Below are 13,898 nucleotides of genomic sequence, written 5' to 3' on the forward strand. Positions count from 1 at the left end.
CTCGGCCATGGAAGGAGCGCCGTGCCTCCCGTTCGCCCGACTCGCCGTCTTCTCATAGCCGGTGGCCTTGCCGTAGCCGCTTCGTCCGCGGCCTTGCACCCTGCCCTCGCCGCCCCTGCGCCCGCGCGGTCCGCGGCGCCGACGGCCGGTCCCGTCACGGTGCGGCTTGCCGGACCGACCGGGCCCTCCCCGGTGGGCGCGGTGGAGCTGCACCTGGTCGACCGTTCCAGGACCGACCCGTGGGCGGATCCGAAGCAGCCGCGTGAGCTGATGGTGACGGTGACCTATCCGGCGGCCGACACCCGGGGCCGTACGGCACTGCCGTGGCTGTCGGCGGGCGCCGAGCGTGCGCTGAAGGCCCGTTACGGAGGTGTCCTGGACGCAGTCGTGATGCCGGCGACGCACAGCGCGGATCGCGCGCCGGCCCGCCGCGGCCGACGTCCCGTGCTCCTGTACTCGCCGGGCTACGCCTCCGACCGCACGTTCAACACCCTCGTCGTCGAGGACCTGGTGTCCTGGGGGTATGTCGTGGTCACGGTCGACCACCCCTACGACTCCGGCGAGGTGGAGTTCACCGACGGCCGTGTCGTGCTCACGCGCCCCGAGGAGGACGAGGACGCCATCACGAAGGCGGTCGCGGTGCGCGCCGCCGACCTGCGCTTCGTACTGGACCGGCTGGCCTACCTCGACCGGGGTGGAAACCCCGACGCCCAGCGGCGCCCGCTGCCGCGTGGACTGTCCGAGACCATGGACCTGTCCCGGGTCGGGGTGTTCGGCCACTCCCAGGGCGGCGCCGCGGCGGCGTCCGTGATGGATGAGGATCCTCGGGTGCGAGCGGGCGTCAACCTCGACGGCGCCGTTCGCGGCCCGGTGGTGGAGCGGGGCCTGGACCGGCCGTTCCTGCTGATGGACACCGTGGTGCACGACGGGCTCCGCCAGGACCCGACTTGGTCCGCACTCTGGAAGAACCTGCGCGGCTGGCATCGGTGTCTGCGGCTGGCCGACGCGGACCACCTCGCGTTCACCGACCTGGTGTCCATCGCACCGCAGTTGGGGGTGCCGTTGCCCCTGCCCCTGGGGACGATCCCGGCCGAACGGGCGGTGGCAGCGGTGCGCGCGACCGTGCGGACCTTCTTCGACGCACACCTGCGCGGACATCCCGACACCGGGCACCTGCTCATGGGGGCTTCGCCGCGCTATCCGGAGATCCAGTACATCGCCGGCCGCTAGCGGTGGTTGGCTGAACCGGGCTGCCCGTGGCCGTCATGACCACGGGCGGGTATCCCGTCCTACGTGATGGCGCCGGACAGTGTGCCCTTACGCGATACAGGTAAAGAGCAGATCAATCACGCGCCATGAAATTGCAAAAGCAAATCAATTTTTAGGTGTGCTGGACGAGATCATATCCCACTAGTCCGGTTTGACTCTTATTGGGGGACTCTTCAAGACTTCGCCTTCATCTCCCCTTTACTTACAGGGGCATTACGTGATGAAGAGGGCTAGTCAAACCAGCATGGACAAGCAAGACATCACCTCTGCGCGTATGCGCAGGGTCATCACCCGCGGCGTCGTCACCACCACCGCTCTGGCCGCCGTGGCCGGTGTGGCCGCGCCGGGCGTCGCCGTCGCCAGGCCCGCGGAGGCCGTGGTCGCGGCCTCCGCCGTCGGCACCGACGAGAAGCAGCGCGTGGAGGCGGCCGCGGTCGTCGGCCTCGACGCCACATGGGACGTGCTCCAGCGCGGCGACCTGGACTTCATCCAGGAGCTGTGGCGCAAGGCCCGCGAGGGCGGCGAGAAGTACGAAGCGGTGCGGATGGCGGCCGAGGAGGCCATGCTCAGCCCCGACGCGGAGGCCCACGTCCGGTTCATCGTCAGCGGTATCCACGAGGCCTACGCGAGTGACAAGAAGCGCGAGCAGGAGCGTGAGGCCGCTGCCCGCGCCGACCGGCTCGCCAAGTCGCAGGCGCTGATCGCGGTGGGCATCCCGGGCAGCCCCGACCTGCTGGCGCTGAGCGACGACAACTTCGTCCGCGCCGTCATGAAGCACGCCGCCTCCGGCCCGGAGGTCAAGGCCGCGGCGGCGGCCGCGCTCGCCGGTGACGCGACCGCCTGGCGCGAGTTCATCACCAACGGTGCCCGCGAGGCCCATCAGCGCGATGTGGCCGCCGAGCTCAAGGAGCTGGAGGAGAAGAACCGCGAGGAGGCGCGGCGCCAGCAGGAGCTGGCCGCACGCAAGGCCACGGCGGCGCTGTTCAACCTCCAGCCCTCCGAGCCCATGCTCGGCCTCAGCGACGACAACTTCATCCGCGAGCTGCTGCGCCAGGCCGTCGCCGCCAACGGCCCCGAGCTGTACGCCGCCGCCCAGAAGGCGGCGCTGAGCCAGAACGCCGCCGACTGGCGCGAGTTCATCCACACCGGGGCGGAGAAGGCGTACAAGACCGACGCCGAGAACCGGCGCAAGCAGATCGCCGAGGCCAACAAGCTGCGTCTGAAGCAGATCGCGGCCGCGCTGGCGAAGACCGGGGTCAACCCCTGGTTCGTGGCCAAGGCCAACAAGGCGCTGACCGGCACGGACGAGGGCGTCGTCGACTTCCTCAAGGAGGCGAACCAGTACCGCGCGATGCGCCAGTCGCTGCAGCCCGCCACCGGCAAGCCGGCCGGCTTCTTCGTCCGGCAGTCGAAGGTGGACGCCGGTGAGGCCTTCGTCGCGCCTGTTACCGCCCAGGGCAAGCAGACCGACCGCGAGGACGCCACCTGGGTCGTCGTGCCCTCCCTCGCCAAGAAGGCCGACTGCTACTCCTTCGAGTCGGCCCGCGACCGCGGCTCCTTCCTGACGCTGAAGGGCCAGCGGGTCGTCGCGGCCGCGCACGACGGCAGCGCCGGCTCGGCCCAGGCCGCCACCTGGTGCGCCCGCCCGGGGCTGTCCGGTTCGGGCAAGTCCTTCGAGTCGGCGAGCCAGTCCGGCCGCTGGCTGCGGCACTTCGAGGGCGATGTCTACGCGGCCGGCAAGGACGGCAAGAACCGCTTCGACGGCGGCAAGGACTTCGCCCAGGACGCCAGCTGGAAGCTGGCCAACCCGCTCGCGTCCTGATCCGGCCCGACCGGCCCCACTCCTTCGTAGACCTGAACAGAACGGAACACCCGATGTCCCGGATCATCCGAGTCGCGCTGGCCGCCACCGCCGGCCTGGCCGCCCTGGCGGGCACCGCCACCGCCGTCCACGCGGACGGCACCACCACGACCAGCGCCGCCCCCGAGGTGGCCACCGTGCAGCTGCAGGCGGCGCACAGCGGCAAGTGCCTGGCCATCGACAAGGGCAGCCTGCGCAAGGGCGCCGACGCGGTGCAGAGCACCTGCGCCGACGGCGTCGACAACCAGCTCTTCGAGATGGCCCCCACCGGTGACGGCACCCTGGAGCTGCGGCCCAAGCACAGCGGCAAGTGTCTCGAAGTGGAGAACAGCGGCACCGCGGGCGGCTCGAACATCCAGCAGTGGTGGTGCCACGGCGGCGCCAATACGCGGTGGCGCCCGTTCCTCGTGGACGTAGCCAAGGACCTGTACGAGCTGCGTCCCGCGCACACGACCGCGGCCCGCTGCCTCGACGTCAAGAGCGGTGCCGCCACCGAGGGCGCGAACGCCCAGCTGTACTACTGCAACGGCAGCGCGGCCCAGCAGTGGCAGATCAAGCCGGTCAAGGTCTGAACACCGGCCCCGGCACCGGCTTCCGCACGGGCCTGAGCACCCCCCACCTTCGAGAGGAAACCGAACACCCCATGTCCCGGATCATCCGTGCCACGCTGGCCCTGACCGCCAGTGTCGCCGCCCTGGCCGGCACCGCGACCGCCGTCCACGCAGACGCGGCCGAAGACGCGGCCAATGCCGCCAGGGAAGCGGCCAATACGGCACGCGCGAGCGCCGACGAGGCCGCCTCGCGGGCCAAGCTGCCCTCGGCGACCGTCCAGCTCCAGGCCGCCTCCAGCGGCAAGTGCCTGGAAATCAACAATGGCGCGATCACCGACGGCCTGCCGGCCCAGCAGTGGACGTGCAACCCCGACACCACCGCCCAGCAGTGGCGCATGGTCCCCACGGCCGGCGCCTCGTACGAGCTGCGGACCGTCACCGGCAACAAGTGCCTCGAGGTCGAGAACAGCGGCACCAAGGCCGGCGCGGCCGTCCAGCAGTGGACGTGCTCCGGCGGGGCGCAGATGCGCTGGCGGGCCGTGCTCGTCGACCCGGCGAGGAAGCTGTTCCAGCTGCGTCCCGCCCACACCGAGGACCGCTGCCTGGACATCGTCAGCGCCAAGACGGAGAACGGCGTCAAGGTCCAGTCCTGGTACTGCAACCAGACCGACGCCCAGCTGTGGCAGATCAAGCCGGTCAAGACCAAGTGAGGCCGGCAGTGAGGCGTCAGTGGTGGGCCGCGAGGGCCACGGCCATCGCCCTGCTGGCCGGCGGGGGCGTTCTGGCGGCGGGGGCGGCACCGGCATGGGCCGGCGCGCCGCCGGCCTCCACCACGTCGGGCGCCACGCAGGAGCAGCCGGCCGACCCGGCGGCGGCGATGAAGGCCGCCGCCGCGGCGAGCGCACGCGACTACGTGCACTCGATCGCCGTCTCGAAGCTGCCGGCCGAACTGCGCGTCTCCGCGTGGAACGCCCTGCGCAGCACGCGGGGGGATGCGGCGATCGCCGAGTGGATGGCTCCCGGCGGCGGTTACGCGTACACCAAGCAGCGTCTGAAGGACTCGCGCACGCAGAACCGGAGTTTCTGCGAGCGGGTCGTGGCCACCCACACCGCGCAGTTCTCCCCGGCGGTGCGCGCGGCAGCCGAGAAGGCGCTGAAGGGCTCGGACGCCGACCGTGCCGCCTTCGTGAAGTCCGGTTACGCGCAGGCCCAGAAGCGTGACCGCGAAAGCCGCGCGGCCGACGTCGAGCACCGCCTGGAAGTCTCCGCCGCGGACCGGGAGTTCGTCGCCGCGCTCGCCCAGCACGCCCCGGGCGAGCAGGTGCGGGTGGCGGCGCAGTGGGCACTGCGACCGGGCGCCACCGATGCCGACATCGCCGAGTTCTACGGGTACGGCTGGGCCACCGGGGGTTCGTTGGACCTGGAGGCGTACCGGCTGCACGTGTCCGACGCCGAGACGGCCCGGCGTGCCGCGCTCTCGCAGCTGATCGCGAAGGCGGCGGCCGCCGAAGAGGCGGTCAAGGGCGCCGCCGACGCCGCGAAGGCCCGCGCCGAGGCGGAAGCCGCCTGGAAGGCGGTGTCCGAGCACGCCGGGGGCGCACAGAAGGCGTGGCTGGCGGAGCAGGAGGCCGCGGCCGCGCAGGCGGAGAACTGGCGCGGCATCGCCAAGGCCGCCAAGGAGTCCGCGAACGAGCTGTGGAAGGGCATCGGCGATCCCGCCGACGCCAACCAGACGTCCTGGGCCGAGGAGCAGGCGGGCGCGACCGCGTCGGCCGGCTTCTGGAAGGACATGTTCGAGCGGGCCCGGGACGCGGAGAACCGCGTCAAGGGCTGATCGCACCGATCGTCCTGGTGTCCGGCCGGCTTGACCCCCCGGCCGGACACCCGAGCCGCCGTGCGCCACGCGGCTCCCTTTCTTCTCTGTCTTTTCCCGATCCTCCCTGCCCCCTCATCACGGTGACGCCTGGGGCAGGGGGTGTTTTCTGTATCCACAATTGAGGGGGATTCATCCCGTGATGGGTAGATTCTGGCCGAGGGCCGGAAGGCTACGTGGCCGTGCGACCGCGGCAGCCTCGGGGACGTTGTCCGCGACCTTGGTCCTGGCGATCCTGGGCGGTTCGACGGCCGAGGCCACCGCCGCCACGACCGCCCGCGCCGAGCAGGCCTCGTACACCAAGACCCTGGCCACGCTGGACCGCGTCGCCGCGGCCCTGCCGAAGGCACCCGGCGCGCCGGCCGCCGCCCCGCAGTCGGAGCTGGACAGGATCAGTGCCGAGCGGGACCGCCAACTTGTCGAGGACTACGCGGAGTTCGACGAGGAGGACGAGGTCCGCGATGCCGCGAAGAAGGCGCTGGAGAGCAGCGACCCGAACGCGGTCAAGAACTTCCTGGAGCACGGCGAGGCCGAAGCCCGCCAGCGCGCCAAGGACAAGCGTGACGGCACCGACGTCAAGAACCGCCGGCAGATCGAGGCGATGCGGGGCACCGGCGGCCCGGTGTTCAACGCCGAGGTCGAGCGGGTCCTGAAGTCCGACGCCAAGGCCCGTGCCGACTTCCTGGCGTTCGGCGCGGACATCGCCCGGACGCGGGACAAGGCGAACGAGCAGAGCGCCAAGGAGCGGGCGGCACAGCTGCGCAAGCGCGTCGAGATGCTGGTCGCCTCCGGCGGCCCCGAGGTCAAGAAGGCCGCCGCGGCCGCGCTGGCCACAGGCGACGACAAGGTCATCGCCGAGTTCCTGGAAAAGGGCTACCAGATAGCGGCCCAGAAGGACGCGGATGACCGGGCAGCGCACGAGAAGGCGCTGAAGGAGGCCCAGGAGGCCGCGGACAAGCTCCGCGAGCTGGCCGAGAAGACCGCCCGCGCCGCCGAGGCCCGCACCAAGCTCATCACCGCCCACGGCAACGCGGTCAAGGCCCTCAAGGAAGCGTCCAACGCGATGACTTCCGCGGCCGGACAGGCGCGAGCGGCGGACCGTATGCTCTCCGCCGACCGGGCGGGCAAGACCCTGTCCTCGTACGACAACGTCAAGGCCGAGGCCGTCCGCCAGGTCGGCATCGCCGACGGCGCGGCGAAAGCCGCCCGGGTCGCGGCCGCGCAGGCCAAGGTCCAGGCGGACGTCCTCGTCGAGACCGGCCTGACCTACGGCACGCAGTGGTCCGACGTCGCCTCGGGAATCGCCGCTGCCGCGGAGGCGGCCGTCAAGGCCAGCCAGACCGCGCAGCACGCCATCGACGCCACCGAGGCCGACGCCAAGGGCCTCAACGCCAAGAACCAGGCCGAGCTCCACGAGCAGCAGGCCAAGCAGTGGCGGGCCAACGCCGAGCAGCACGCCAAGGCCGCGGCCACGCTGGCCGAGGCCGCCGCGAAGCAGGCCAAGATCGCAGCCGATGCGGCAGCCCGTGCCAAGACGGCCCGCGTCGAGGCCGAGAAGGCCGAGAAGCAGGCCTGGGAGCACGCCAAGAAGACCCGCGAGGCCCGCGTCGAGGCCCAGCGCCAGGCGAAGATCGCGGCTGAGCAGCGCGCGATTGCCGAGCGCGAGCGCAACCTGGCCGCGGCGGCGCGGGTACGCGCCGAGAAGGAACGCGACCTCGCGGCCGCTGCCCGCGCCCGCGCCGAGGCCGAGGCGCGCACCGCCTCCGCCGCACGCGCGGACGCCCAGGCAGCCGCCGCCACCGCGGCCTCGTCGCGGGCGGACGCCGAGAAGCAGGAAGGCATCGCGGCCAAGGCCGACGAGAACGCCCGCGGCATGGAGAGCGCCTCCCGCGAGGCCTGGCGCAAGTCCCGCGAAGCCCGTATGGACGCCGACGCCAAGGCGTCGCGTGCGCAGGCCACCGCATCGATGGCGGCCGCAGCGAAGGGCACCGCGTACTCCGTCGAGGCCCAGACCGCGGCGACCGCCGCCCGGGCCGACGCCGACACCGCGAACGCGGCCGCCGGCCAGGCACAGAATGCCGCCGACACGGCCAGTGGCGCGGCCATCCGGGCGCGTACCGCCGCGACCCAGGCCGCCGGTGCGGCGGCCCGCGCACGGGCGGCGGCAGCGGAAGCCACCGCTCACGCGGCACGCGCCAACGCCGCGGCGAACAAGGCCGAGGCGGCGGCAGCCGCCGCGAACGCGGCCGCGAACCGCGCCGAGGCCGAGGCCGCCGCCACTCACGCGGCCGCGCTGCGCGCCAACACCCAGGCCGCCGAGGCCACCGCACAGGAAGCCCGGGCCGGAGTCGCGGCCCACGAGGCCGCACGGCTGGCCGGACTGGCCGCCGTAGAGGCCAACAACGCCCTCCAGGCGGCCAACCGCACCAAGGCGGAGGCCGATGGCGCGGTCCGCGAGGCCGCGATGGCCAGGCTCCAGTCAGGCATCGCCGTCCAGGCCGCCGGCGCCGCCCGCGCGACCGCGGCCGGTATCGCCGACCCGGCCAACACCGCGATCGAGCTGACCGCACCGTTCTCCGGCAAGGACATCGACGCGGACTTCGCCGCGGCGGTGGCCGCCGCAGCCCAGGAGATGGGTGAGGAGCAGGTCACCTCGGCCGAGGCCAAGGCAGCGGAGGCCGTGAAGGCGGCCGAGGCGGCCGAGGCCGCCGCCAAGCGCGCCAATGCCCAGGTCGCCCCGGCCTTCAAGGCCGCCGCCGACGCCGCCCGCTCCTCCGCGAACGCCGCCCGCTCGACGGCGGCGGCGATGAAGTCCGCGGCCGAGGCCGCCGCCGACGGCGCCAAGGCACGTGCCGCGGCCGCCCGCGCCAACCAGGCCGACGCCCAGGCCCAGCAGGACGCCAAGGACGCCCGGGCAGCCGCAAACCAGGCCTACGCCGACGCCAGCGCGGCCCGACAGGCCGCCAACCAGGCCGAAGCCGAAGCCGCCCGCGCCCGGGGGGCTGCCGCAGAGGCGGACCGGCACGCCGCCGCGGCCGCCGGCGCTGCCGACCTCGCCGAGAAGGAAGCGGCCACCGCACAGACCGCCGCGACCCGGGCGAAGGAGGACGCCGACGCCGCCGGCAAGCTGGCGGAGTCCGCCGAGGGCCACGCCAAGTCGGCGAAGGAAGCGGCCGACAACGCCCTCAAGTACGCCAAGGAAGCCGACGAGGTCGCGAAGAAGGCGGAGGCGGACCAGGCGGAGAGGGAGCGCAAGGCCCGCGAGGAGGCCGCCAAGGAGGCCGGCACCAAGGGCGCTCTGCCCGAACTGAACGACGAGGAGAAGAAGGCCCTGCGGGCCGCCGGGATCGACCCGGACGAGTACGAGAGGCTGCGGCAGCTCGCGAACAAGAGCTTCGCGGACTTCGTCATCGAGATCGGCGGCGAGCTCCTCAAGGAGTACTTCGACTTCGACGACATCCAGAAGTGCTACAGCGAAGGAAATGTCGAGGCCTGCTTCTGGGCCCTGGTCAACAACCTTCCGTGGGGCAAGGCCTTCAGGGCCATCGAGAAGTTCCCCGAGATCGTCAAGGCGATCAGCCGGCTCGCTGGAATCGGCAAGCTCCTCGATGAATCGGCCAAGGCGAAGAAGTTCGTCAAGAAGGCCGAGGACGCCCTGGAGAACGTGCCGATCTGCAAGGTGAAGGCCAAGCCCAACAGTTTTACCCGTGACACCCCGGTGCTCATGGCCGACGGCTCGCACGAGGCGATCGGCGACGTCCGCGTCGGGGAGCGGGTGCTCGCAACCGACCCCGACACCGGCAGGACCGGCGCCCGTGCGGTCACCGATGTCATCGTCGGCGACAAGAACGACCTGATCGAGATCACCGTCGACACTGATGGCAACGCCGGCGACGCGACGGGAACCCTCAGGGCGACGTCCGGCCACCCCTTCTGGGCGGAGAACCGGAACCGCTGGCTCAGCGCGATGGACCTGAAGGCGGGAGACCGTCTGCGCACCCCGCAGGGCGAGTTGCGGGATGTCGTGGCGGCCCACCCCCTGCCGGGGCGCACGACCGTCTACAACCTCACGGTCGACGACCTGCACACGTACTACGTACTGGCGGGCACCGCCGCGCTCCTGGTCCACAACTCCGCGAATCCCTGCGAGGAGATCTGGAGCGAGGCCACGAACTTCGGCAACGCGCGTACGAGGGCACGCGAGCTGGCGGGGTTGGGTGACGACGCCGTTCCGTACATGAGTGAGGTCGGTCCCATGAAGGACCGCCTCTATGTCGGAATGCAGAGTCCCGACGGAAAGAACGGATGGCGTATCGACTGGGACAAGGACGATCCTAAGAAGGGCTTCCATGTAAACTGGTGGAAGAATTTCGACCGGTCGAAGAAACGCAGCGAAATGGGCCCCGACTCCGCTCGTGGCGCCATTCATATCCCGGGTGAATACCAGGATTACGCGGAGATAGCCAAGCACTTCCCCTGGAACTAGAGGGAGTGGGCAGGTGAATGTGTCAGAGGGGACGCAAGGGTAGCGATGTACGTAGAATCAGAACACATCTCGAACTGGCTGGATGAGGGGCGGGCGACCCAGCTGGCCGTTGCATCGAGCCGCGCGTTCGACGAGTATCTGTGCACCCTGGCGTGGGGACCTTCCCGGCTCGACTGGCGCAGCATTCCGTTCTCCTCGTTCAATTACGAGCAGAACGGATGGTCGGGTCAGTCGGCGGTCGACTGGGCGCGGACGAACCGGTTCCTGGAGTCCACGCACGCGTTCGTCATGTACTCGGCGTCCGAGCCCGGGATTCTCTGCAGCGCCGCTGACGCGTTCTACGAACTGGACTATCTGACCATGGGCAGGGTCCATCCCGCGTACATCTGTGCGGCCGCCCAAGGTGAAGACGGACCGGTGCTCTCGTTCGAGAGGTTCGCGGAATGGGACGGCTTCTCCGTCCTGATGACACCACTGTCCTGATGCGTCATTGACCACGGAGTGAGAAGGCCCGCCAGTTTTCTGGCGGGCCTTCTCGCCATGCCGCTCCGCAGACGCTCAACCCAGCGCGGCTGCCGCCCCTTTGAGTACCAGTCCGCACCCCAGGAAGAACACCACGAACGCGGTGCCGAACGGTGCGAACCGGTGGGCGGTCGCGGCGAGCTGTCCGCGCGCCCGTGTCCGCCCCAGCCGCACAAGGCGTTCCCCGATGCGGATCGCCGCGTATCCGGCGGCCGTCAGGGTGAGGGCGAGCCCGGCCCCGTACGCGAGGACGAGCAGCGCTCCGAACCACGCCTGCCCGAGCGCCGCCGCTCCGACGAGCACCACGACGGCCGAGGGGCTGGGTACGAGCCCGCCCGCGAACCCGAGCAGGATGGTGCCGCGCAGGCCGACGGGCCTGTGGTGATCGTGGTGGTGGTCATGGTGGTGGTCGTCGTGCGCGTGTGAATGCCCGGGTGTCTGCGGTGGGTTGTTCTCGTGCCCGCGCTGGTACGTGTGCCCGTGGGTGTGCGGGTGTTTGCGGTGGTGCCGGTTGTGCCAGGCCCTGCGGACGAGGAGGGCGCCGGCGCCCGCCACCAGCGCGCCACTGGTCACGCCCAGCCAGGACACCACCGAGGGTGCCGCTGCCGAGCCCGCGGCGATCAGGCCGCCGAGCGCGAAGACCCCGAGGGTGTGGGTGAGGGTGACCGAGGCGCCGAGCGTCAGTATTTCCCGCAGCGAACCGCGCCCGCCCGCGGCCGCGGCGGCCGCCATCATCGTCTTGCCGTGCCCGGGCGCGAGCGCGTGGAGCGCGCCGAGCAGCATCGCGGTGGCGAGGGCGAGCACCGCGAAGCCCGCGGTGAGGTCGTGCCGCGCCACCAGGCCGGTCAGCGCCCGGGTCCAGCGGTCGGCGCCGCGCGGCAGGACCGAGCCGGCGCCGGGGCCGGGGGAGTGCGCGGCCAGCGGCGGTCCGCCGGGCACCACGCGCAGCTCGGCCGAGGTCCGGTCGGGCGGTGAGGAGAGCAGGTCGGCCGGATAGCGCTGGAGCCGGTCGGAGACCGAACGGGTGGGGGCCGAGGCCGCCTTGAGGGTCATACGATCGGCCCTTGCGGTGATCTCACGCCAACCGGGGCCGTGCCGGGCGGGCGCGCGGAAGTCCACGGACAGCTCGGCGGCGTCGGGCAGGGGAGCTGTGAGGAGGCATTCGAGCCGGAGGGTGGCGAGCCCGGCCTGCCCGGGCCGGACCCGTGCGGAGTGGCTCTCCACCGTGAGGGCCACAGGCCGTCCGGCGGCGGTGACCGTGCTGTCCCGGGCGGCTGCCCGGCACCGCTCGGCCGCCCAGGCGGACCGGTCGTCCGGTGTCATCTCGGCGGCTCGTGCCTGGGTGGCGGGGATCTCCGCGAGGTCCTCGACGTGGTCGACGGTGAGCCTGGCGGGGGCGATCACCAGGCCCTCGTAGTGGTTGACGGTGAAGTTGCCCAGGGGGTGCGCGGGGGCGGCGGCCGACGCGGTGCCTGCCGGGAAAGGCCCGACGAGCGCGGTGACGGCGAGGACCGCACCGCCCGCGAGCGTGCCGAGCCCGGGTCGCGGTAGGCGCGGGGGCCGGTTCATGACGCTCCCTTCAGCGTGGCCACGGCTTCACGGGCCGGCTGTGCACCAGTGGGTGAGAAAGCCGGGTTCAGCGCCAGCGCGGCGGTGAGGTCGCGGCGGGCTGCGGCGGTGTTGTTGACCGCGCGCTCGACGATGCCTCGGTGGTAGAGAAATGTGGCGTTGCGGTAGCCGGGTGCGGTGGCTCGTTCGGTGTACGGAAGGGCCTCGGCGTCCCGGTCGTTGACGTGCAGTGCCCAGGCGAGGGCATCCGCCGTGTGGACGGTCTGCCGCTTGGCCCACTCGGCGCGGGCCGCACTGAGCGCGGCCGCCGGGTCCCCGTGATCCGCCTCGGCCAGGGCGGTGTCCAGGTCGGTGTCGACGCCGTGGGCGCGGGCCAGCGCGGTCCAGGCGGATACCAGGCGGTACTGCGCCCTGGCGTCCGCATCCCGCCCGGCCGCCTCGTACAGCTCGCCCAGCGCGACGAGCTGGCCCGGCAGCGGATAGCGGGCGACGATCTGCTCCATGCCGTTGGTCGCCGACCGCAGGTCGCCCCGCGCATACTGCAGGCGGGCGCGAATCTCCAAGGCGGGCAGGTAGTCGGGGTCGGCCCGCAGCGCTGTGCCGACCCACTGCCCCGCCTCTGTGAACGTGCCGTGCCCAAAGGCGAGTTGGGCCAGCGCCGTGGCTACGTAGGCGCGGTCGCCGGGACCGGTGGCCGAGTCGAGGGCCTGCGTGAGGATCCGGTGGGAGGCGTCGGTGTCGCCGCGCAGCTCGTGGACGTAGGCGAGCCGGCAGAAGACGGGGATGCCTGGCCTGCGTTCGTCTGCGGTGCGCGCCGCCGTCAACGCCTCGTCGTAGCGGCCGAGTTCGACCAGGGCGTCGACGCGCAGTGCGAGGGCCAGTTCGTCGTAACCGTTGACGGCGAGTGCGGCGTCGGCCGCGGTGAGCGAGCCGGTGAAGTCGTGGCGGGCGGCGGCCAGCGCCGTCCGGGCCCCTTGCGTATCTACGGAGTTACTTGCGGCCCACGAACTTCCACGCCGTCGGCAGCGCCCCCATCGCCAGCGCCGCCTTCAGCGCGTCGCCGAGCAGGAACGGGGTGAGGCCCAGCGCCCCCGCGCGCGTCAGGGACACGTCCGCCGAGGCCGCCAGGTACGGGACGCCGACCGCGTAGATGATCGCCGAGCCCAGGACCATCGTGCCCGCCGTACGCAGCACCGAGCGGTCGCCGCCGCGGCGGGCCAGCGCGCCCACGACGGTGGAGGCGAGCAGCATGCCCAGGACGTAGCCGAAGGACGCGCCGCCCGCGCCCGAGGTGCCGTTCGCGAACCAGGGCATCCCGGCCATGCCGATCAGCGCGTACAGACCGAGCGAGAGGAAGCCGCGGCGGGCGCCGAGCGAGGTGCCGACCAGCAGGGCCGCGAAGGTCTGCCCGGTGACGGGGACCGGGGAGCCCGGCACGGGCACCGCGACCTGGGCCGCCAGGCCGGTGAGCACCGCGCCGCCGAGCACCAGGGCGGCGTCCCGGGTGCGGGCGCCGGGCAGCAGATCGGCGAGGACCTTGCCGGTACCTCCGGTACGGGGTGCGGCAGGGGCAGTGACAGTGGTCGTGGCCATCGTGGGCTCCGCGGGATCGGGGACGGGCAGCGAGATACGTGCAAGGGACACGGTGACGTTAGCCGAGGGATTCTCGCTGGATCACCATCAGCGGCCCACAAAGCGGGGGTTGGAGCCTTGGTGGGGATCACACAAAGGGCGGAGTACTTCCGTCCGTTGGCGTGACCCTCGTCA

General features: G+C 72.0%; 10 protein-coding genes. 7 read left to right on the forward strand and 3 right to left on the reverse strand.

Translation table 11 applies throughout. From position 1 onward, the window contains the following. Positions 1 to 201 precede the first annotated feature (201 nt). The 7 genes from A8W25_RS10950 to A8W25_RS10980 all read left to right on the forward strand — a co-directional run bounded on the left by A8W25_RS10950 (position 202) and on the right by A8W25_RS10980 (position 10,523). Entirely contained in the window at positions 202 to 1,230 is a 1,029-nt protein-coding gene (locus tag A8W25_RS10950; RefSeq protein WP_067161011.1) for an alpha/beta hydrolase family protein, read from the forward strand. A 283-nt stretch (positions 1,231 to 1,513) separates the two neighbouring features. Further along, complete coding sequence (locus A8W25_RS10955; protein WP_067159097.1) at positions 1,514 to 3,091, forward strand: AbfB domain-containing protein; 1,578 nt, start codon at positions 1,514 to 1,516, stop codon at positions 3,089 to 3,091. Between the two features lie 53 nt (positions 3,092 to 3,144). After that, positions 3,145 to 3,702, forward strand: a complete 558-nt coding sequence (locus A8W25_RS10960) for an RICIN domain-containing protein (protein ID WP_067159101.1) — start codon at positions 3,145 to 3,147, stop codon at positions 3,700 to 3,702. Positions 3,703 to 3,773: 71 nt separating this feature from the next. Continuing rightward, positions 3,774 to 4,391, forward strand: coding sequence for an RICIN domain-containing protein (locus A8W25_RS10965; protein ID WP_067159104.1), 618 nt, complete (start codon positions 3,774 to 3,776; stop codon positions 4,389 to 4,391). An 8-nt stretch (positions 4,392 to 4,399) separates the two neighbouring features. After that, positions 4,400 to 5,515, forward strand: a complete 1,116-nt coding sequence (locus A8W25_RS10970; protein ID WP_067159107.1) for an ALF repeat-containing protein — start codon at positions 4,400 to 4,402, stop codon at positions 5,513 to 5,515. 247 nt (positions 5,516 to 5,762) lie between these two features. Next, a complete protein-coding gene (locus A8W25_RS35430; RefSeq protein WP_079125956.1) occupies positions 5,763 to 10,040 on the forward strand; it encodes a polymorphic toxin-type HINT domain-containing protein in 4,278 nt (1,425 codons plus the stop codon). Positions 10,041 to 10,085: 45 nt separating this feature from the next. Then, positions 10,086 to 10,523, forward strand: coding sequence for a hypothetical protein (locus tag A8W25_RS10980; RefSeq protein WP_067159109.1), 438 nt, complete (start codon positions 10,086 to 10,088; stop codon positions 10,521 to 10,523). A 75-nt stretch (positions 10,524 to 10,598) separates the two neighbouring features. On the opposite strand, the gene A8W25_RS10985 is transcribed toward A8W25_RS10980, so the two are convergent. From A8W25_RS10985 to A8W25_RS10995, 3 genes are all read right to left on the reverse strand, one after another. After that, entirely contained in the window at positions 10,599 to 12,131 is a 1,533-nt protein-coding gene (locus tag A8W25_RS10985) for a nickel transporter (RefSeq protein WP_067159112.1), read from the reverse strand. Then, the gene (locus tag A8W25_RS10990; protein WP_067159115.1) at positions 12,128 to 12,955 is read right to left on the reverse strand and encodes a tetratricopeptide repeat protein; all 828 of its coding nucleotides are present in this window, start codon (positions 12,953 to 12,955) and stop codon (positions 12,128 to 12,130) included. Before A8W25_RS10990 ends, A8W25_RS10985 begins: the two co-directional genes overlap by 4 nt. Positions 12,956 to 13,121: 166 nt before the next feature. Further along, the gene (locus A8W25_RS10995) at positions 13,122 to 13,724 is read right to left on the reverse strand and encodes a biotin transporter BioY (protein WP_067159119.1); all 603 of its coding nucleotides are present in this window, start codon (positions 13,722 to 13,724) and stop codon (positions 13,122 to 13,124) included. Positions 13,725 to 13,898 lie beyond the last annotated feature (174 nt).

Source organism: Streptomyces sp. ERV7 (assembly GCF_001653515.1).
In the GTDB taxonomy this organism is placed as follows: domain Bacteria; phylum Actinomycetota; class Actinomycetes; order Streptomycetales; family Streptomycetaceae; genus Streptomyces.

Excerpts from the sequence above, each read along its gene's own strand:
- A8W25_RS10980 (WP_067159109.1), top strand. The coding sequence starts at position 10,086 with ATGTACGTAGAATCAGAACACATCTCGAACTGGCTGGATGAGGGGCGG.
- A8W25_RS10955 (WP_067159097.1), top strand. The coding sequence starts at position 1,514 with ATGGACAAGCAAGACATCACCTCTGCGCGTATGCGCAGGGTCATCACC.
- A8W25_RS10960 (WP_067159101.1), top strand. The coding sequence starts at position 3,145 with ATGTCCCGGATCATCCGAGTCGCGCTGGCCGCCACCGCCGGCCTGGCC.
- A8W25_RS10995 (WP_067159119.1), bottom strand. The coding sequence starts at position 13,724 with ATGGCCACGACCACTGTCACTGCCCCTGCCGCACCCCGTACCGGAGGT.
- A8W25_RS10965 (WP_067159104.1), top strand. The coding sequence starts at position 3,774 with ATGTCCCGGATCATCCGTGCCACGCTGGCCCTGACCGCCAGTGTCGCC.
- A8W25_RS10985 (WP_067159112.1), bottom strand. The coding sequence starts at position 12,131 with ATGAACCGGCCCCCGCGCCTACCGCGACCCGGGCTCGGCACGCTCGCG.